We start from the raw sequence: 20,996 nt of genomic DNA, 5'->3' as shown, positions 1-20,996 counted from the left end.
GCGATGCGGGGCAGGCCTCGGATCAGGCCAGGCGGCGTGCCTGCCGCCGGAACAGGTACAGGGCCAACCAGTCGTCGCGGAAACGGCCCTGCGCATCCACCACCGCATCGGTTTCGAAACCCGTACGCCCCAGCAACCAACCTACGTCGGGCGCGGTCGGGTTCAACACGGGCACGCTGGTGAACACCAGTTCGTAGCCCGACTCGCGTGCGCGCTGCGCGATATCCGCATCGAACGACCCATGCGGAAACGACATGGATTCGGCATTCGCATTCGCGTGCCCGAGCTGGTGCGCCAGCGACATGCGAGCGCCCGACAACTCGGCGTCGAGATCGGCTGCGAGCCGCATCGGCGTGTGCGTCTTGCCATGCAATCCCAACGCGACGCCGCCCGCCTGCAACCGCTGAAGCTCCTCGACCGTGACCATGTGCCGGTGTCCGTCATCGAGCTGCGCCATGAAGGGCGCCAGGACCTGCTTGCGGACGCCGGCCTCCAGCGCCTCCAGGCGGGCGATGACGGCGCGCAGAGCCGTCATGGATTCCTCGTCGGTGGAGGTCGCTGCCGCCTCGCCCGCCGGCAGCGCGGCGGCCAGACCGCGCACGGTCACGGCGCCCCGCCGCCACGCGGCGATCAGTCGCTCCTGGAAGAAGGGCTGACGCGTCCCGATGGCATCGGCCACGACGAACATCAGGGCAGGCAAGCCTGCTCGCTCCAGCGCGGGCAGCGCGTAATCTGCGTTGTCGGCCCAGCCGTCGTCGAAGGTGATCAACAAGGCGCGCTTGGGCAGCGCCGCGCCTGTCCGGCGAGATGCGAGCACCTGGTCCAGCGAGACGACGTTGTAATGTCGCCGGAAGAAAGCCAGCGACTGCTCGAGCCACCCGGTGGCGAGGGTGTAGTCCGGATCGCACGTGGTCCAGCGCGGATCGTCCGGACTCAGGGTACGATGGAACATCACGACGGTCAGGCTGTCCGCATTGCGCAGCCGATGGTAAAGACCGAGCAGCCCAGTGGTATAGAGCAGCTTCTTGGAGACGTCCTTCAGCATGGCGGCCCGCATCGAAGTTTCAGTGATTATACCGACGTACAACCGTCGGGACCTGTTGCCGCGCGCGCTCGATTCCGTGCTCGCGCAGACGCTTGCTGTGGACGAGATCATCGTCATCGACGACGGCTCGACCGACGGCACCGACGACATGCTGCGCGCACGCTACGGCGATCGCGTTCGCTACGTGTGGCAGCCTAACGCGGGCGTATCCGCCGCGCGCAACCATGGCCTGCGTCTGGCGCAAGGCCGCTACCTGGCGCTGCTCGACAGCGACGACCTGTGGCTCCCCGCGAAGACGGCACTTCAGGTCGCCTTCCTGGACGCGCACCCCGATTTCGGCATGGTCGTGTGCGACGTTGAGCGTGTCGACAGCGAATATCGGCACATCGACGTGTTCCGTCGACGCGACACCCTGCGCGAGGATGGCTGGGTGCTGCGCTGGGTCCTGCACAACCCGGCGCTGGCACCCGCCTCGGTGCTGATGCGCCGGGAAGTCGTCGAACAGCTCGGCGGCTTCGACGAAGGATTGCGCACGGCCGAAGACCTGGAGTTTCACCTGCGCGTGGCACGGCACTGGAAGATCGGCGTGGTGGAACAGGCGCTCGTGCGCGCGATGCGTGGCCACGACGGCCTGTCCGCGGCCGACAGCACCTACGACGACTACGTGCGGGTGGTGGAGGCCGCCGTCGCCGGCGCGCGCGGCACCGTCGACGACCGGGAGCTGGACGAGGCCCTTGCAGGCACGTACGCCCGGAATGCCCGCGGCATGCTCATCCGTGGCCGCTGGAAGAAAGGCGCCGCGCTGGCGCGACGTGCCTGGCACCTGACCCGCGACGCGGAGTTGCGGGGCCAGATCAAGGCGCTCGTGCCCTTCGGCATCAAGCGCCTGCTGCGCAGCCTCGTGCCAGGCTGATACGACGGCACGGTGCTGCTGCCGGGCGCGCTCAGCGCGCACCACGACCGAACAGCACCACTTCCACGGTCTGCAGCAAGATCATCAGATCGAACACGAGTCCGTGGTTCTTCACGTAGAAGAGATCGAATTTCAGCTTCTCTTCCGCGTCGCGCACGGAAGCACCGTAGGGATAGCGCAGTTGCGCCCAGCCCGTCAGGCCGGGCTTCACGCTGTGGCGAACGCCGTAGTAACGCACCTCGTCGTTGAGCATGTCGACGAAATGGGGCCGCTCGGGCCGGGGGCCGACGAAACTCATGTCGCCACGCAATACCGCAACGAGCTGCGGCAGTTCATCCAGGCGCGTCTTGCGGATGATACGGCCCACCCGCGTACTGCGGTCATCGTCCTTGCTGGCCCAGACCGCCACGCCGTTCTTCTCCGCGTCCACCCGCATGCTGCGGAACTTGGTCAGGGTGAAGTGGCGCCCGCGCTCGCCGACGCGCGTCTGGCTGTAGAACACCGGGCCGCCCGACTCCAGCCACACCGCCAGGCCCACCAGGATCATCAACGGCCAGCTCACCACCAGCAGCACGCAGCCTGCGATCAGGTCGAAGAACCGCTTGCTGAGGCGACGCGGTGTCGAATAATCGAACCCGCCCGAGAACACTAGCCAGGACGGGTCAACCGCATTGAGCTGGACCATGCCGGCCTCGCGCTCGAAGAAGCTGGACAAGTCGACGACCGACATGCCGCGCTGCACGCACAGCAGCATCTGCTCCATGGGCAGACCGCCACGGCGTTCGTCCGGCGCGATCACCAACTCATCGATCTGCAAACGCTCGGCCAGGTCATGCAGACCTTCCTCACCGCGGTGGATCAGCAGGTCTTCGCGCACCTGTACCGGCTGGCCCGGGACGGGCACGAATCCCACCACCGTGAACGTGCGGCGATCCGACCGGCGACGCATGCAGGAATTGATGAGGTCGGCGTTGCGGCCGGCGCCGAGGATCAGTACGCGCTGTTTCAGCACGTCGGAATGGAAGAGGCGCACCCATGCCACGCGGACCAGCACGATGCCCGCCAGACCGATGGCCAGCGAGATGGCCAGCACGCCACGGCCCAGGTAAGCCTGCGGCAACAGGTAGTAGAGGACCACCAACGCGATGCCGCCGAAGGCGAAGGACAACGCCACGCGCAGCACGAAATCCATGCGGGTGTGCCGCACATGCGTCTGATAAAGCCCGAACGCGGTCATCGCGCCGGTGAGGGCCAGGGCGACGACGAGCGCACGCCACGGCGTCTGTTCCAGGAACTGCACCTGGTATTCCGGATCGGTGTGGAAGCGGATCCACACCGCCGCCATCACAGCCGCGAACAGCACGACCACTTCACCCAACCACAGGAACCGGATCACCCGGTCCTTGCGGCTCTTGTGTGTTGCCTTCATCGACATCCCCCTGATGCGGCGCAGGTCCCGGCTCCCAAGCCAGGCCGCGCTACGTTCGTTCCGACGGCGGCGGTGCTGCCCCCTCCGGGGCCTGAAACCGCCGCGTCCCAGTACGCATACATGTCCGACACACCACTTCCAACGCGACTTGCTGCCATCGCCGGACAGCCGCGGCAAAAAAAAGCCGCCCACGAGGGGCGGCTTGGGTGATGCGGGAGATCCGGCGACTCAGGGCCTGACGACGCCCCTGCGATAGCGCGTGACCGGCGACTGCCGCCAGCGCGGACGATCCCGGGGCGGGATCGGCACGGTGGCGTCCGGGGATGTCACCGCTGGCTGGGAGGCCGTGACCGGCTGGCCCGCGCTGCCCGACGTTCCGCCGGGAATCAACGGCTGGGACCCGTTCACCCGGATCGGGTCGGAGACCTGATCGATGTCGAACTGCTCTAATGCACCGACGTCGATCCTGTTCTCCAACGTCAGGCGGGCATGCGCATCGCCGATGGCGAGCTTGGTCCGCAGCGGTGGATCGAAGGCCGGCAGCAGCTGGGGCGACGGGAACGGGAATGCGGCCGGGGTGGTCGGCGTGTTGTTGCCCGCATTAAGCAACGGGCTGCCCGCGCGCGGGCGCAAATTGCGCTGGGCCAGGTCGACGAACATCGGATCGGTGCCGCGCAGCGTCCCGCTCCACTCGGTCGGCACCAGGGTGGCGGCCGATTGCACCCAGTTGTTGGAACCGGCCACCTTGCGGCCATCCGACCACGGCTCGCGGCTCTGCGGGCCGCAATACGGCGTATCCACGTTGCTGGCGGGATTCTCCCGCACGATGGCAGGCGCACTGCCCGAGGCCGGCTGGTAGACGACGTTGTTGTGCATCTCCAGCGAGCCCTGACCCAGTTGGACCAGCACGGCATTCGCCGAGCCGGAACGGTCCAGCAGGATCGTGTTGTTCACCAGCCGCGTGCGGCCTTGGTTGCGCCCGTTGAGATCGCCACCGATACGAAGCGCGTTGCCGGAGCGACTGGTCGAACGGTGGATGATGACGTTGCCGACCAGTTCGGCGTCTTCACGGCGCAGGTCGGCCGTCCAGCCCGATTTCTGCGTTTCGCAGTCCGGACCGATCAGCTCGACTTCGTGCAGGTCGGAGCCCTCAATCCAGTTGTAATGAATCTCGGCCCGCTGGTGGCGCACGCGCACCAGCACGCCACCAGTGGCGCTGTGCACGTAGTTGTAACGCATGCGGAACACGGTATCCGGGTACGCGACCTCGTCCGATTGGATGTAGAGGGCGTGCCGGCGATCGCCCTGCCCGGAGCGCGCGATCTCGCTGTATTCCAGCGTGAAGGAACCGGAGTTCTGGTCGGCAGCGAGGATGCCGTGCGACGGGCAGTCGTGCACATAGGCGTCGCGGACGGTCGCGTTGTGGGCTTCGCTGAAGATGCAGCTGCTGGTGCCGCCGGTGACTTCGAAGCCCTCGAAGACGATGTGGTTGGATTGCTGAAACTTGATCGTGTGGGCGCCGCCCGACAACACGGGTCGCGTGGCCCCTGCGACGCGGCGCCAGCGGATGGTCACCGGGCTGGCCTCGGTCCCGCTATCGTCGTCGCCCACCACGATGTTGCCCGCGTAGGTGGTGTTGCCGTCCACCTCGACGATGTCGCCTGGTGCGAGGTTGACGCTGTTGAAGAACGTGGTGAGCTGCGTGTACTGGCGGCCGGGTCCGACGTTGTACGTCGCCGCCGCGGCACTCAGCGGCACAGCGGCCAGCAGCCCCAGCCCGAGCAGGGGTTTGGAAAGAAGCATCAATTCGACTCCCGCGACTTCGCGCGTTCTGTATCCCCTGCCCTGACATTCTCGCGGCCCGGGCGTGAATGCCCTGCTAATCCGGGCGTCGATTAGGCAAAGCGTATGAGACGCCTTCCTCAAATCCAACACAGGATCACCCATCATCACGACATGAGCAGGCATGCCCGGCCGCCTCGCCACCGAAAAATGTTGCCGGGAAGTTATTGACGGGTGAAACCGCTTCGTGCAGAATTCCGCGTCTAACGAAACGCGCCCGTAGCTCAGCTGGATAGAGTACCTGGCTACGAACCAGGCGGTCGGGAGTTCGAATCTCTCCGGGCGCGCCATTTTCGAAACAGGCAGACTTAGGTCTGCCTGTTTTTTTTCGTCCTCGCGAAAGTTCGTGCAATCGTAATAGCGCGCGCAATGAAGCGAAAAAAAAGAAGGCCCCGCAATGCGGGGCCTTCTCGTCAAACTGGCGGAGTGAGAGGGATTCGAACCCTCGATAAGGCTTTTGACCCTATACTCCCTTAGCAGGGGAGCCCCTTCGGCCACTCGGGCATCACTCCGGGGGTTTTCGCTCGCCGCAGGCATCCTGCAGCGGCCGCATAGGATAGCGGCTCGCCGCTCATGCGGCAAACACATTCACTCCGAAGTGACGTTCTCGGACGCCGAAGGCGAACCGATCTCTTCGCCACGCTGGATGCGTTGGTAGATTTCTTCGCGATGCACGGCCACATCCTTGGGCGCGGTGATGCCGATACGCACTTGGTTGCCTTTGACGCCAAGCACGGTCACCGTGACCGAATCGCCGATCATCAGGGTTTCGCCGACACGGCGGGTCAAGATCAACATGTTTCTTCTCCGTAATCCGGCAAAGGATAGTGCCGGGGGCGCGCCGACCCCGTGAAAAGGGGGTGGCGGCTTCCTGGTACATTCATGAACCTAAAGCATGTTAGCGGCCGGAGGCGCACGGCCGCAAGCACCGGATAGTCCAATAAGGGGGTTAGCCGAGGCGCTGCTGAACCCATTCAGGAATGCCCTGAAGGGCCGTGGCAAGGGCGGGTCCGTCCTCACCACCACCCTGGGCGAGGTCCGGGCGACCACCGCCCTTGCCCCCGATCTGACTGGCGACGTGGGACAGGAGTTCCCCCGCCTTCACCCGCCCGGTTGCGGCACCGTTCACGCCGGCAACCAGAGCCGCCTTACCGTCCGCGGTGCCGGCCAGCACGATGACGGCGTCGCCAAGCTGCTGCTTCAGTCGGTCCACGGCATCACGGAGCGCCTTGGCATCGAAGCCCTCCAGGCGCGACGCGAGGACCCGGATGCCGGCCACGTCCACCGCCGCGCCAGCCAGGTCGGAGGTGGCGCTGGAAGCCGCCTTGGCCCTCAGGGACTCGAGCTCGCGCTCGAGCTTCTTCTGCCGATCGGCCAGCGAACGGACCTTGTCGACCAGCTCGGTGGCATTGCCACCCAGCAGGGTAGCGGCCTCAGCCAACCGATGCTCCTCGTCGGTGACGTAGTCCAGCGCGCCCTGCCCCGTGACCGCTTCGATGCGACGAACGCCCGCAGACACACCGCCCTCGCTGACCAGCTTGAACAGGCCGATGTCACCCGTGCGACCGACGTGCGTACCGCCGCACAACTCCGTGGAGTACCCGCCCATCTTCAACACGCGGACGTGTTCGCCGTATTTTTCGCCGAACAGGGCCATGGCGCCGAAATCCAGCGCCTCCTGCATGCCCATGTGGTGGACCTCGGCCTGATGATTGGCCCGGATCTGCGCGTTGACCCGGCGCTCGATCTCGGCCAGTTCGTCCGCCGTCATCGGCTGGAAGTGCGAGAAATCGAAACGGAGCCGATCCGGCGCCACCAGCGAACCCTTCTGCTGGACGTGCGTACCCAGTACTTCGCGCAGGGCGGCATGAAGCAAGTGCGTCGCGGAATGGTTGAGGATGGTGCTGGCGCGTCGCGCGGCATCCACCGACGCGACAACGTGATCGCCGACTTTCAGGCTGCCCTTGGCGACGCGACCGACATGACCGTGGAACTGACCCGCGAACTTGAGCGTATCGGCAACATCGAACTCGACGCCCTGCTCTGCCAGCACGCCGGTATCGCCTACCTGACCGCCGGACTCCGCGTAGAACGGCGTGCGGTCGAGGATCACTACGGCATCGTCGCCCGCTTCGACCGACTGCACGGGACGACCATCTTTCAGAAGCGCGACGATCTGCAAACCACCAGCATCCAGCTGGTCGTAACCGAGGAATCCCGTCGGCGAGAGTTGCGCCACCAGATCGGCAGGCAGGCCGGTCGTCGAGGCGAACTTGCCGGCGGCGCGCGCGGTTTCCCGCTGCTGCTCCATGGCTGCGTCGAAACCCGCCATGTCCACCGTCAGTCCGCGCTCGCGTGCGATATCGGCGGTCAAGTCGACCGGGAAGCCGTAGGTGTCGTACAGACGGAAGGCATCCGCGCCCGGAATCACGCCATCAGACACGCGAGATGCGACGTCGCCGAAAATCCGCATGCCGGCGTCGAGCGTTTCGGCGAAGCGCTCTTCTTCCGCCTTGAGCGCCTTTTCGACCAGATCCCGCGCCGCCGGCAGCTCGGGATACGCGTCTCCCATCAGCTCGGACAACGTGCCGACCATCTTGTGGAAGAACGATTGACGCACGCCCAGCATCCAGCCATGGCGGAGCGCACGACGGATGATACGGCGCAACACGTAACCACGCCCTTCGTTGGAGGGCAGCACGCCATCCACGATCAGGAAGCTGCAGGCGCGGATGTGGTCGGCAATGACACGGAGCGACTTGTTCTCGAGATCGGCCGTCTCGGTTAGCTCGGATGCCTTTTGAATGAGCGCCTGGAACAGGTCGATCTCGTAGTTCGTATGGACGTGCTGGAGTACGGCGGCGAGACGCTCCAACCCCATGCCGGTGTCGACGCAGGGTGCCGGCAGCGGCACCAGCGTGCCATCAGGCTGGCGATCGAACTGCATGAAGACGTTGTTCCAGATCTCGATGTAGCGATCGCCATCTTCGTCTGGGGAGCCCGGAGGGCCGCCGGCGATGTGGTCGCCATGGTCGTAGAAGATCTCGGTGCACGGACCACACGGGCCGGTATCGGCCATCTGCCAGAAGTTGTCCGATGCGTAAGGCGCGCCCTTGTTGTCACCGATACGGACAATGCGCTCGGCCGGCAGGCCGATCATGTTGTGCCAGAGGTCGTAGGCCTCGTCGTCGGTGTGATACACCGTGACCAGCAGGCGCTCCTTGGGAAGCTTCCAAACCTCGGTCAGCAGCTCCCACGCCCAGGCGATGGCCTCCTTCTTGAAGTAATCGCCGAAGGACCAGTTGCCGAGCATTTCAAAGAACGTGTGGTGGCGGGCCGTGTAGCCCACGGAATCCAGGTCGTTGTGCTTGCCGCCCGCGCGCAGGCAGCGCTGTACGTCGGCCGCGCGCACGTAACTGCGCTTCTCCGCGCCAAGGAACACGTCCTTGAACTGCACCATGCCGGAGTTGGTGAACAGCAAAGTGGGGTCGTTGCCGGGCACCAGGGAGGCGGACGGGACAATGGTGTGGCCCTTGCCGGCAAAGAAATCGAGGAAATCCTGGCGGATCTGGCGGGTACTGAAGGTATTGGGCGTGGTCATCTGGCAGGCATTGGCTGGAAGGCGCATCCTGGCGCCGCAATACCCGCGATATGCGGGTGCGGCCGGGCGGAAGCAACCCAATGCACTAGATTATCAGGCCGCCCCGTCCCAGTCCTCCGCTCCTGCCTGGCTGGCGGCCCTGACGCTGGCACCGTCGAAACCACGACGAATCAAGAAATCGGCGATTTTGCGCCGCTGTGCGATATCGGCCGGATCGACTGGACCGAAACGCCGGCGGACGAGGTCGCGCGCCGTTTCGGTCCAGTCGCCGTCGAAGGTGGCCATGGCGGCTTCCACCGCCTCACGGTCCAGCCCATGCGTGGACAGTTCGGCCCGGATCCGTACTGGGCCATGGCCACCGGCAGCCCGGCTTCGGACCAGGGTTTCGGCAAAGCGCGTGTCGCTCTGCCAGCCCTCATCCTCCAACCGATCCACGGCCGATCGCACTTCGGCCGCGTCCAGGCCGCGGGCGGTCAACTTACGGGACAGCTCGCGCCGGGAGTGTTCCCGGCGCACCAGCAGGCCCAGGGCGCGCTGCACGGGTGTTTGCTCGGCCATCCGCCGACGCGGCTTGCGACCGCCGACGTTCTCATCTGCCACGCTGCACACCTCGTCGCGCCATCAGCACTCAATCGTCGCTGTCGTCGTCGGCGTTCTCATCGCGCTTGGCTTCTTCCGGCTGGAACTTCTCGCGAAGCTCGGCCTCCAGCTTGGCTGCAACGGCCGGATTCTCGCGCAAGAACGTCCGCGCATTGTCCTTGCCCTGTCCGATGCGTTCACCGCCATAGCCATACCAAGCGCCAGCCTTGTCGACCAGCTTGGCTTCAACACCCATATCGATGAGTTCACCCTCGCGGCTGATGCCTTCGCCGTACAGGATTTCGGTAACGACCTGCTTGAAGGGGGGTGCCAGCTTGTTCTTGACCACCTTGATCTTGGTCTGGTTGCCGATGATCTCGTCGCCCTTCTTGATGGCGCCGATGCGACGGATGTCCAGGCGCACCGAGGCATAGAACTTCAGCGCGTTGCCGCCGGTGGTGGTCTCAGGGCTCTGGCCGGGCATCATCACGCCGATCTTCATGCGCAACTGATTGATGAAGACGACCAAGGTATTGGACCGCTTGATGTTGCCGGTCAGCTTGCGCAGCGCCTGGCTCATCAGGCGGGCCTGCAAGCCCGGGAGCTGGTCGCCCATTTCGCCTTCGATTTCAGCCTTCGGCGTCAGCGCGGCCACCGAGTCGATGACCACGATGTCGATGGAGCCCGAACGGACCAGCATGTCCGCGATTTCGAGCGCCTGCTCGCCGGTATCGGGCTGCGACAAGAGCAGATCGTCCACATTGACGCCCAGCTTGGCGGCATAGACGGGATCCAACGCATGCTCCGCATCGATGAAGGCTGCCGTGCCTCCCTGCTTCTGGCACTCGGCGATGGCCTGCAGGGTCAGCGTGGTCTTGCCGGAGGACTCGGGACCATAGATCTCGACCACGCGCCCCTTGGGCAGGCCGCCGATACCCAGCGCCAGGTCCAGCATCAGCGAACCGGTCGGAATGATCTCGACAGGCTCGATGACCCGGTCGCCCATACGCATCACCGAGCCCTTGCCGAACTGGCGCTCGATCTGGGTCAGGGCGGCGGAAAGGGCGCGCTTCTTGTTCTCGTCCATCGTCGTGGTCCTAGTCAATGTGGTCAGGTGCGATCAGTGTGGAGGGCGTCCATCGCACAGGCTGCGACGGAGCGGGCATGGAAGAAATTAATCGTCGACACGGGCGTCGCGGATCGGCGACTGCCGCATGCATGGGTCGGGGATTGCCGCGTGGCGGCACGGGGAAGACCCGAAGCAACGCGTGCACTCACCGGTTGGGCCTCACCAGGCCGCAGTAAAGGCCCTCGATCGCGAAGTCCTGATCCGGCAACACTTCGATCGGCGCATAGTCCGGGTTGCGCGGCAGCAAACGGATGCGGTCCTTGCCGATCTTCAGCAGCTTGACCGTGATGGCATCGTCGATGCGCGCCACCACGATCTGGCCAGAGCGGGCGTCGCGCGTGCGGTGCACGCCAATCAGGTCGCCGTCGAAGATGCCTTCGTCGCGCATCGAATCGCCTTTCACCTTCAACAGGTAATCCGGCGCCGGAGCGAAGAACGCGCGGTCCAGCAGGACATAGTCGTGATGGTCGGCATCGGCCCCGATCGGGGCGCCGGCGGCCACCTGCCCGAGCACGGGCAGGCGCAGCCCTTCGTCGTTGGCGGCTGCCGGGAACGCCAGGTCGGGCTGGGGCGACGGCGGTGCCTTGAGGACCCGGATGCCCCGCGCACGACCCGGCACGCGCTCGATGGCGCCCGCCAGCTCCAATGCCTCCAGGTGGTACTGGGCCGCCCGCACGCCCTTGAAACCGAAAGCCTTGGCGATCTCGGCTTGCGACGGAGGCATGCCCTCGGCCTCAAGCCGTTCGGCGATCAGGGCGAGGATTGCGATCTGGGTATCGGTCAGGTCCATGGTTAGTAGTATTACTACTAACGATGCCTGCTGGCAATAGCCCCTTGAAGTAAGCCTCTCGGGCTGGCTCGGCAGACTGGGCCGCTACAGCAACTCCAGACCCTGGAGGGCTTTGGCGACGGTCTGCCGGCGCACCGCGTCGCGGTCCCCGTCAAAGTGGAACACCTCGGCTCGGGCATACCCGCCTCGGCGCTTCCAGCCGATCCACACGGTGCCTACCGGCTTGTCCTCGCTCCCGCCTCCAGGTCCCGCGATGCCGGTCACCGCCACCGCGATGCTTGCGCCCGAATTGACCAATGCGCCGGACACCATTTCGATAACCGTCTCCCGGCTGACCGCGCCATGCGTCTCGAGCGTCTGCGGCCGCACGCCGAGCAGCGCCTGCTTGGCTTCGTAACTGTAGGCCGCCATGCCGCAATCGAACCAGTCCGAAGAGCCCGCGATGTCGGTGACGCACTTGGCGATCCAGCCGCCCGTGCAGCTCTCTGCGGTGACCAGATGGTCGCGCGCCTGGCGCAATCGATCGCCCAATGCCTGGGCGAGGACACGCAGCTCTTCATCCGGGGGAGCGGACATCGGGGTTCCTGATGGTGGGGACATACGTGTTGTAGCCCATTTGCCCACCGACTGTCGCGTCGCTCCAAGCTTCAGAAAGAAAACGGCCCGCCAGGGGGCGGGCCGCTCGCCACGATCAGCGAAGGGGGATCAGTAGCGGACGCGCAGGGTCACGCCGTACATGCGGGGCGCGCCCAGGAAGGCGTTGAAGGTGTTGAAGGGATTGTTGGGTGCCGGCGACACGTTCTGCAGCGGACCATCGAAACCGACCTGCACGTAGTCCTCGTCAGTGATGTTGGTGCCCCAGAACTCCAGCATCCAGCGCTGGTCCTGCGCGCCGATGCCGAAACGCGCATTGGCGACGGTGTAGGCGTCCTGCATCTTCTCCGGATCCAGGTCGGAACCGGTGTTGTACTCGGACACGTACTTGGCGCCGATATTGAAGCGCGCCATCAGGCTGCCCACGTCCCACTCGTATGTCACGGACGCGGAGCCGGACCATTTCGGCGCGAAGCTCATCTGCGCGCCCGGCAACTTGTACAGCGCGCCGGTCGGCGCGACGAAATCGCCGCCGGGGATGTTGTCGCCGTACTTGGTATCGGCGTACATCAGGCCGCTCTGGAACATCAGGCCCTTGATCGAGCGCGGCTGCCACAGCAGTTCCGCATCCAGACCTTGCGAGGTGACCTCCGGAATCGAGCGCACCACGAAGCTGGTACCCAGGAAGCTGTTGAGCTGGAAGTCCTCATACTTCTGGTGGAACAGCGTGGCGTTCAACAGCAGGTTGCCGTCCAGCCACGTGGTCTTGGTGCCCAGCTCGTAGCTATCGACGAACTCGCCCGGAAACGACGTGTCCAACACGGGCAGGATGCCGGTGCCGCCGCTGGACAGACCATTGGAGGACTGCACGCGATCGAGATTGAAGCCACCGCCCTTGTAGCCGCGCGCGAACGAGGCGTAGGTCATGATGTTCTCGTTCCAGCGATAAGCCGCCTTCACGGTGCCCGACCACTCTTTCTCTTCGCGCTCCTGGACGGTGTCGCGCGTCGGGGCGTTGTGAAGCGGGTTCGCCCACGGCAAGCAGCCGTAGCCGATCACCGTCGGCGCTGCGGCCACCGCCTGCGCTTGGGTCAGGCCCCGCGCCATCAATGCACCCACCACGCCCGCCTGGTTGGCGAGCATCGCGCCGCAACCGGCGCCGCCATTGGGGTTGCTGTAATTGGAGATGAGCTGCTTCTTCTCACGGGTGTAACGCAGGCCGAGCGTGATGTCGAGCGCATCCGTGGCGTGCCAGGTGTTGTTGGTGAACAACGCCGTGCTCTTGGCATTCTGCTTGTAAGTGTCGAGCGCACCCAACCCTGCGAATACCGTACCGAACGGCCGGCCCGTGGCCTGCGACAGGAACAGCGGTGCGGTCGGCGATGTGCCCAGCGCGGGGTTGATGATCGACAGCAGCGCGACCGACAGGTAAGGCTCGTAATGCGGACCGATGCGGTAGGTCTCGGTGCGGTCGAGGTCCTCGTCGGAATAGAACGCACCCACCATCCAGTCGATGCGGTCCGTCGAACCGGTCAGGCGGAACTCCTGGCTGAAGGTGTCGAACCCGGTGAAGGACTCATCCTCGTCCGCATTGCGGTACAGGATGTCGGCCGTGCTGAAGTCGTAGTCCAGGCCGTTGATGGCCTCCCACTTGCGCTGGGCCGTAATCGAAGTCAGGGTCGCATTGCCGAACCACGGCGAGTCCCAGTTGACCTCCACCGACACGCCGCTGTCCTTAATGTCCTGCGTGGTCGGTCGATTGCTGTAGGCCACGCGGTCGAACGGATTGTCGCCGGGTGCCGCGACCGCCTGGCCGCCCACGAGGCGATTGAGGATGGTGGCGGTCGCACCGACCGTGGTCTGCACGGCGGTGCAGCAGTTCTCTTCGCGGCTGGTGTAGTCGCCGGCCACCAGGATGTCGAGCGTCTCGCTCGGCTCCAGCAGCAGTTTGCCGCGCACCGTGTGGAAGTTCTGGTCGTAGTCGTCGTTTTCCTGGCGCGGACCGCTGCCGGTACGCACGTCCATCCAGCCATCGCGCTTGCGCTTGGCTGCGTAGATGTTGAACGCACCGACTTCGCCCAACGCGTCGTTATAGCTGCCGGACACGCCCATGGAACCGTAGTTGCCCACGGTCACCTCGCCCTCGGCGCTCTGCGTGTAGCTCGGACGGCGCGTCACCACGTTGATGACACCAGCCGAGGTGTTCTTGCCGAACACGGTGCCCTGCGGGCCTTTCAACACTTCGATGCGCTCGAGCTGGCCGAGATCGCCGAAGCCCACACTGTTGCGCGGCCGGTAGACGCCGTCGATCACCACGCCGACCGAGGACTCCAGGCCCACGTTGTCGCCGACCGTGCCGATGCCGCGGATACGCGCGGTAGTGATGGCCTCGCTCTGGGTGCTGGTCACCGTCATGCCGGGCACCAGGACCTGCAGGTCCTTGATGTCGCGGACGCCGGTATCCTGCAGCAACTGCTCGGATATCGCGGTCACTGCGATCGGCACGTCCTGCATTGCCTCCTCGCGCTTCTGCGCGGTGACCGTCATGGTCGCCAGCGTGGTGGGCTCCTCCTCGGCGGCGGGCGCGGCGGCTTGCTGCGCGTAGGCCTGCGAAGTTGCGCATAGCGCGCCGAAAACGGCGAGCGAAAGCGCTTTATGCCTGGGCGATGCCTTGACCATGTTCTCCCCTCCCAAGGGTCATGTTCTGACGACGGGTGCTTGCAGCAATGTCGATGTGATGGGCGGCGCGACCGCCAGCGAAGAACGCAAGTCCCCCTTGCGTCAACGCGAAATTAACACTCCCCTTCACGAAACAGCATTCTGCACTGCGTCGATACGCAGGCCATCACTTTGGCACGGATAACCTACTGATTTTTCGAACGATCGTGCGGAACTTCGATTACGCCAGACCCGCTCACGCGGCATGCGGTATCCACAAAACGGATACCGAAACGGATACCCAGGCCCATCGAGACTCTCCGGTGCCGGAGCAGCCAGCGGCTACAATCAGCGTCCTTTTGCCTCCCCTTCCCTGCTGGCCTCGTGAGCAAAGACAAATCGGAACACACGCCCCTGATGAAGCAGTTCTTCGCCGCCAAGGCGGAGTACCCGGACTTGCTGCTGTTCTTCCGGATGGGCGACTTCTATGAGCTGTTCTACGACGATGCACGCAAGGCCGCACGGCTGCTCGACATCACCCTGACCCAGCGCGGCAGTTCGGGCGGCGCGCCCATTCCGATGGCGGGCGTGCCCGTGCATGCCTACGAGGGATACCTCGCCCGCCTGGTGGCGCTGGGCGAATCGGTGGCGATCTGCGAACAGATCGGCGACCCGGCGCTGGCCAAGGGTCTGGTGGAACGCAAGGTGGTCCGCATCGTCACGCCGGGCACGGTGACCGACGAAGCCCTGCTCAACGAGCGACGCGACACGCTGCTGATGGCGGTGGCGCGCGGCCGCTCCGGCTACGGCCTGGCGTGGGCCGACCTGGCCGGTGGCCGCTTCCTGGTCAACGAAGTCGACAGCGACGACGCACTGGAAGCCGAACTCGCACGGCTCGAACCGGCCGAACTGCTGCTCCCTGACGAAGAAGGCTGGCCTGCGTTCCTGCAGCAGCGCACGGGCACGCGTCGGCGCGCGCCGTGGCTGTTCGATCCGGACAGCGGCCGCCGACAACTGCTGCAGTTCTTCGGCCTGCACGACCTCACCGGCTTCGGTATCGAGGACAAGGCCCTGGCCACGGCCGCCGCCGCGGCATTGCTCGGGTATGTAGAAGAAACCCAGAAGCAGCGGCTGCCCCACCTCACCGCGATCGCGGTGGAGTCGGCAGGCGATGCCATTGCGATGAATGCCGCCACCCGTCGGCACCTGGAACTCGACACGCGTGTCGACGGCGATACCCGGCACACCCTGCTGGGTGTGCTGGACACCACGATCACGCCAATGGGTGGTCGCCTGCTTCGCCGCTGGCTGCACCGTCCGCTGCGCGACCGCCGTGTTCTCGGCGAACGCCACCATGCCGTCGCCACGTTGACCGATGGCGCCGAACGCGATCTGCGCACGGGCTTCCGCGCGTTGGGCGACCTCGAACGCATCCTCACCCGCGTAGCGCTGCGCTCGGCGCGGCCGCGCGACCTGTCCACGCTGCGCGACGGCCTGGCGCTGCTGCCGGACGTGCAGGCGCAGCTTGCTCCCCTGGATTCGCCGCGCCTGCGCGCCCTGGCAGCGGAGCTGGGCGAACATGCCGATACCGCTGCGTTGCTCGTCGCCGCGGTAGCGCCGCAGCCGCCGTTGAAGCTCAGCGACGGTGGCGTGCTGGCCAACGGCTACGACGCCGAGCTCGACGAGCTTCGCCAGCTGAGCACGAACGCGGACCAATTCCTCGTCGAGCTGGAAGCGCGCGAACGCGAAAGCAGCGGCATCGCCACGCTCAAGGTCGGCTACAACCGCGTGCACGGCTACTACATCGAGATCAGCAAGGGCCAGGCAGAGCGCGCGCCGGTGCACTACACGCGCCGGCAGACGCTGACCGGCGCCGAACGCTACATCACCGAAGAGCTGAAACAGTTCGAGGACAAGGTGCTGTCCGCACGCGAACGCTCGCTGTCACGCGAGAAGCTGCTGTACGACGCGCTGTTGGACATCCTCAACGGACGCCTGGAGCCGCTTAAGCGCTGCGCCGCCGCGCTGAGCGAGCTCGATGTGCTGGCCGCGTTCGCCGAGCGCGCGCAGGAACTCGACTGGGCGCGACCCGAGTTGAGCGAAGCGCCCGGCCTGCGCATCGAGCGCGGCCGCCATCCGGTGGTGGAAGCCGTGCGCAAGGAGCCCTTCGAGCCGAACGACCTGCTGCTGGTTGGCGACGATGGCGACGGCGGCCGACGCATGCTGGTGATCACCGGCCCCAACATGGGCGGCAAGAGCACCTACATGCGGCAGAACGCGTTGATCGTGCTGCTGGCCCACATCGGCAGCTTCGTGCCCGCTTCGCGCGCCGTGCTCGGCCCGATCGATCGCATTCTCACCCGCATCGGCGCCGGCGACGATCTCGCGCGCGGGCAGTCCACCTTCATGGTGGAAATGGCGGAAACCAGCTACATCCTCCATCACGCCACCGCGCAGTCGTTGGTGCTGATGGATGAGATCGGCCGCGGCACATCCACCTACGACGGTCTCGCGCTGGCCGATGCGGTCGCGCGCCACCTTGCCATGGCGAACCGCTGCTACACGCTGTTCGCCACGCACTACTTCGAGCTGACGGCACTGGCCGGCGAACCTGGCAGCGGCATCGCCAACGTGCACCTGGATGCCGTCGAGCATGGCGATGCGCTGGTCTTCATGCACGCCGTGAAGGAAGGCGCGGCGGACCGCAGCTTCGGTCTGCAGGTGGCGGCATTGGCCGGCCTGCCACGGACCACCCTGCAGCAAGCGCGCCGACGCCTCGCGGAACTGGAACAACGAGGCCGCGAGACGCATGCGTCAGAGATGGCGCCGCAGGCACTGGATGCCCCGCAGCAATTTGGTCTGTTCGCCGCCGCACCCTCGGCCGCGCAAGAGGCGCTTGCCGCGCTCGATCCCGACGACCTCACGCCCAAGCAGGCCCTCGAAGCGCTTTACCGCCTCAAAGCCCTGCTCTAGACCTCCCGCATCCCGCAAGAGATCCGCTCGCCGCTTTGCGGCGGGCGATGCGCGCACGTCCCTACAACACACGCGTAACGCGTGCGGGGTATCGTGGCTGCCCGTGTGTCGACGCCCGCGATTGCGCATTGCACCATTGAATGTCGCTATCGAATCGTTCGCGACAAACGATTTTCATTGATCGCCCGCAGTACCTAGTCTGGTCGCCATCCGCCAACGCCCTCGAGGACGTGAGCCCATGCTTCCCACGACGGTCCGCTCCGACATCGCGCCCGCGGGTCGTCCCCAACCTCCCTGATCAACCGTCGCGCTCGAAGACCCCAGGTCTTCGGGTGCGACGGTCATCGACACTGCGATTCTCTTTCGTTACCCACCCACCGCCAAAGGAAGGAAACCCATGACCACCGAATCCAAATGCCCATTCCACTCTTCCGCCGGCGGCGGCACCGGCAACCGCGACTGGTGGCCCAACCAGTTGCGCGTCGATCTGCTCAATCAGCACTCCGCGCGTTCCAATCCGCTGGATGAAGGCTTCGACTACGCCGCCGCCTTCAAGAAGCTCGACTACCACGCGCTGAAGAAGGACCTGCGCGATGTGATGACCGATTCGCAAGACTGGTGGCCCGCTGACTTCGGCCATTACGGCGGCCTCTTCATCCGCATGGCGTGGCACAGCGCGGGCACCTACCGCATCGGCGACGGGCGCGGCGGCGGCGGCCGCGGACAACAGCGCTTCGCGCCGCTCAACAGCTGGCCGGACAACGTCAGCCTGGACAAGGCCCGTCGCCTGCTGTGGCCGGTCAAGCAGAAGTACGGGCAGGCCATCTCGTGGGCCGACCTGATGATCCTGGCGGGCAATGTGGCGCTGGAAACGATGGGCTTCCGCACGTTCGGATTCGGCGGCGGACGCGAGGATGTGTGGGAACCGGACCAGGATGTGTACTGGGGCCGCGAAACCACATGGCTGGGCGGCGACATCCGCTACGCGCACGGGTCGGAAGGCGTCGAGAAGCCGGCCGACGAAGGCGTGCTCGTCTCCGACGACAACGCCGACGGCGATGTGCACTCGCGCCGGCTGGAGAACCCGCTCGGCGCCGTGCAGATGGGCCTGATCTACGTGAACCCGGAAGGCCCCGACGGCAATCCCGATCCGTTGCTCGCCGCGAAGGACATCCGCGACACGTTCGGTCGCATGGCGATGGACGACGAGGAGACCGTCGCGCTGATCGCCGGCGGCCACACCTTCGGCAAGACGCATGGCGCCGGTCCGGCCGACAACGTGGGTGCCGAACCCGAGGCCGGCGATCTGGAGCAGCAGGGTTTCGGCTGGCACAACAAGTTCGGTAGCGGCAAGGGTGGCGACACCATCACCTCAGGCATCGAGGTCACTTGGACGCAGACGCCGACGCTGTGGAGCAACAAATTCTTCGAGAACCTGTTCGGCTTCGAATGGGAACTGGAGAAATCGCCGGCAGGCGCCCACCAATGGGTCGCCAAGGATGCGCCGGAAGACGTGCCGTTCGCACACGACAAGACGAAGAAGCAGCGGGTGAAGATGCTGACCACCGATCTGTCCCTGCGCTTCGACCCGATCTACGGCCCGATCTCCAAACGCTTCCTCGAGAACCCGCAGGCCTTCGCCGATGCCTTCGCGCGTGCGTGGTTCAAGCTGACCCACCGCGACATGGGCCCGCGCGTGCGCTACCTCGGCCCGGAAGTGCCGAAGGAGGAACTGGTCTGGCAGGATCCGCTGCCCAACGCGGACTACGCCGCCATCGATGCGGCTGACGTCGACGCGCTGAAGGCCAAGATCGCCGCCTCCGGCCTGTCCGTGGCCGAACTGGTCTCGACCGCGTGGGCCTCGGCATCGACGTTCCGCGGCGGCGACAAGCGCGGCGGTGCGAACGGTGCGCGCATCCGCCTGTCACCGCAGAAGGAATGGGCGGTCAATCGACCGGAACAGCTGGCGAAGGTGCTCAAGGCGCTGGAACGCATCCAGATGGAATTCAACCTGGATGCCAGCGGCGGCAAGAAGGTATCGCTGGCTGATTTGATCGTGCTTGCCGGCGGCGTCGGCGTCGAACAGGCCGCGAACGCCGGCGGTGTTTCCCTTACCGTGCCGTTCCGTCCAGGCCGTACCGACGCGCGGCAGGATCAGACCGACGTGGAATCGTTCGCCGTGCTGGAGCCCTTCGCCGATGGCTTCCGCAACTACCTCAAGGGCCGCTCGGCCGTGCCGGCCGAACACCTGCTGGTGGATAGGGCGCAGTTGCTGACGCTCACCGCGCCCGAGCTGACGGCGCTGGTCGGCGGCTTGCGCGTACTCGGTGCCAATGCCGACGGCGGCGATGCAGGCGTACTCACCAGCAAGCCCGGCACGCTCAGCAACGACTTCTTCGTCAACCTGCTCGACATGGGCACGGAGTGGAAGGCCACCGGCGCCAACAGCTACGCCGGGCAAGACCGAAAGACCGGCGCGAAGAAGTGGAGCGCGAGCCGCGCGGACCTGGTGTTCGGCTCGAACGCGGTGCTGCGTTCACTCGCCGAGGTCTATGCCAGCGCGGACGGCAAGGACAAGTTCGTGAAGGACTTCGCCGCCGCCTGGGTGAAGGTCATGGAACTCGACCGCTTCGACCTTCGCTGATCCTACGGATCCCGCATCACAACGCCGCATGGCCCGGACAGGCATGCGGCGTTGCTGTTTCCGCCGGTCGGCCGACTGCAATTGTGAGTCGGTGAAGGGTCAGATTGGCGCTAGCATCATCCGCGGCTTCCCACCCCCGTCCAGGAGGACGAACGCACGATGAGCAACGCTTCCCTCGCAGAAGAACTCTTTGCCCAGTTGCAGGGCGCGCCGATGCAGCAGGTTTCGCAGCAGCTCGGCATCGGCCAGATGCAGGCCTCCAGTGCCGTCGGAGCGGCGTTGCCGCTGTTGCTGGGCGCGCTGGGCCGGAACACGGCGCAGCCCCAGGGCGCGGAAGCGCTGTTCGGTGCTTTGCAGCGCAACCACAGCGGCCTGGACATCGGTAGCGTGCTGGGCGCGGTGCTCGGTGGCGCGGCGTCACCGCAAGCCAACGGTGCCGGGATCCTCGGCCATGTCTTCGGCGGCCAGCAGAACCGCGCCGAACTCGGCCTGGGCCAGGCGACCGGCCTGGGTGGCGAACGTGCGGGCCAGTTGCTGAAGATCCTCGCCCCGATCGTGCTCGCCTTCATCGCCCAACGCATGACCCAGGGCAGCGCACAGAACAATCCGTTGGGCCTGGCCGAGGTATTGGGCCAGGAGCAGCGCCAAGTGCAACAGCAGGGCGGTCTGGGCGGCGGTCTGCTCGGCGCGGTGCTGGACCAGGATGGCGACGGCCAACTGGGCCTGGGCGATATCCTGAAGATCGGCAGCGGCATGTTCGGCGGCGGACGCTGAGCCCCGCACACGCTTGAGAAAGAAG

General features: G+C 65.7%; 14 protein-coding genes and 2 tRNA genes. 5 read left to right on the top strand and 11 right to left on the bottom strand.

The genetic code is table 11. The features are described 5' to 3' along the window. Positions 1-22 precede the first annotated feature (22 nt). Entirely contained in the window at positions 23-1,057 is a 1,035-nt protein-coding gene (locus BM365_RS16355; RefSeq protein WP_158253496.1) for a polysaccharide deacetylase family protein, read from the bottom strand. Here BM365_RS16355 and BM365_RS16350 point away from each other — a divergent pair. Then, positions 1,044-1,958 carry a glycosyltransferase gene (locus tag BM365_RS16350; RefSeq protein WP_093490842.1) on the top strand — a complete coding sequence of 305 codons (915 nt, stop codon included), beginning with the start codon at positions 1,044-1,046 and terminating at the stop codon, positions 1,956-1,958. The genes BM365_RS16355 and BM365_RS16350 overlap by 14 nt on opposite strands. Positions 1,959-1,989: 31 nt before the next feature. Here the strand turns inward: BM365_RS16350 and BM365_RS16345 are convergent, their stop codons facing one another. Both BM365_RS16345 and BM365_RS16340 read right to left on the bottom strand, forming a co-directional pair. Next, positions 1,990-3,387: a TIGR03013 family XrtA/PEP-CTERM system glycosyltransferase gene (locus BM365_RS16345; protein ID WP_093490841.1), complete on the bottom strand. Its 1,398-nt coding sequence runs from the start codon at positions 3,385-3,387 to the stop codon at positions 1,990-1,992. A gap of 228 nt (positions 3,388-3,615) precedes the next feature. Next, positions 3,616-5,190, bottom strand: a complete 1,575-nt coding sequence (locus BM365_RS16340; RefSeq protein ID WP_104367917.1) for a right-handed parallel beta-helix repeat-containing protein — start codon at positions 5,188-5,190, stop codon at positions 3,616-3,618. 252 nt (positions 5,191-5,442) lie between these two features. Between BM365_RS16340 and BM365_RS16335 the strand changes: the two genes are divergently transcribed. Then, positions 5,443-5,519, top strand: a tRNA-Arg gene (locus BM365_RS16335). Between the two features lie 129 nt (positions 5,520-5,648). Here the strand turns inward: BM365_RS16335 and BM365_RS16330 are convergent. From BM365_RS16330 to BM365_RS16295, 8 genes are all read right to left on the bottom strand, one after another. Further along, a tRNA-Ser gene (locus tag BM365_RS16330) sits at positions 5,649-5,741 on the bottom strand. 76 nt (positions 5,742-5,817) lie between these two features. After that, positions 5,818-6,027, bottom strand: coding sequence for a carbon storage regulator CsrA (gene csrA / locus BM365_RS16325; RefSeq protein ID WP_056878398.1), 210 nt, complete (start codon positions 6,025-6,027; stop codon positions 5,818-5,820). 151 nt (positions 6,028-6,178) lie between these two features. After that, positions 6,179-8,830 carry an alanine--tRNA ligase gene (alaS, locus tag BM365_RS16320; protein ID WP_093490523.1) on the bottom strand — a complete coding sequence of 884 codons (2,652 nt, stop codon included), beginning with the start codon at positions 8,828-8,830 and terminating at the stop codon, positions 6,179-6,181. A gap of 93 nt (positions 8,831-8,923) precedes the next feature. Next, positions 8,924-9,388, bottom strand: coding sequence for a recombination regulator RecX (gene recX, locus BM365_RS16315; RefSeq protein ID WP_093490522.1), 465 nt, complete (start codon positions 9,386-9,388; stop codon positions 8,924-8,926). Positions 9,389-9,458: 70 nt separating this feature from the next. Beyond that, entirely contained in the window at positions 9,459-10,496 is a 1,038-nt protein-coding gene (gene recA, locus BM365_RS16310) for a recombinase RecA (RefSeq protein ID WP_093490521.1), read from the bottom strand. 187 nt (positions 10,497-10,683) lie between these two features. Continuing rightward, positions 10,684-11,328 (bottom strand): transcriptional repressor LexA, encoded by a 645-nt coding sequence (lexA, locus tag BM365_RS16305; protein ID WP_093490520.1) that lies wholly within the window; start codon positions 11,326-11,328, stop codon positions 10,684-10,686. 84 nt (positions 11,329-11,412) lie between these two features. Next, on the bottom strand, positions 11,413-11,904 hold the full coding sequence (locus tag BM365_RS16300) for a CinA family protein (RefSeq protein ID WP_093490519.1): 492 nt from the start codon (positions 11,902-11,904) through the stop codon (positions 11,413-11,415). 129 nt (positions 11,905-12,033) lie between these two features. Continuing rightward, positions 12,034-14,601, bottom strand: a complete 2,568-nt coding sequence (locus BM365_RS16295; protein ID WP_093490518.1) for a TonB-dependent receptor — start codon at positions 14,599-14,601, stop codon at positions 12,034-12,036. A gap of 396 nt (positions 14,602-14,997) precedes the next feature. On the opposite strand from BM365_RS16295, the gene mutS reads away from it, so the two are divergent. From mutS to BM365_RS16280, 3 genes are all read left to right on the top strand, one after another. Then, positions 14,998-17,553 carry a DNA mismatch repair protein MutS gene (gene mutS / locus BM365_RS16290; protein WP_093490517.1) on the top strand — a complete coding sequence of 852 codons (2,556 nt, stop codon included), beginning with the start codon at positions 14,998-15,000 and terminating at the stop codon, positions 17,551-17,553. Positions 17,554-17,950: 397 nt separating this feature from the next. Continuing rightward, on the top strand, positions 17,951-20,197 hold the full coding sequence (katG, locus tag BM365_RS16285; protein WP_093490516.1) for a catalase/peroxidase HPI: 2,247 nt from the start codon (positions 17,951-17,953) through the stop codon (positions 20,195-20,197). Positions 20,198-20,356: 159 nt separating this feature from the next. Continuing rightward, positions 20,357-20,971 (top strand): DUF937 domain-containing protein, encoded by a 615-nt coding sequence (locus BM365_RS16280; RefSeq protein ID WP_093299928.1) that lies wholly within the window; start codon positions 20,357-20,359, stop codon positions 20,969-20,971. The last annotated feature ends 25 nt before the right edge of the window (positions 20,972-20,996 follow it).

The sequence above is a fragment of the Pseudoxanthomonas sp. YR558 genome (assembly GCF_900116385.1).
Lineage (GTDB): Bacteria > Pseudomonadota > Gammaproteobacteria > Xanthomonadales > Xanthomonadaceae > Pseudoxanthomonas_A.
This window is presented reverse-complemented; position numbering and strand designations above follow the sequence as displayed.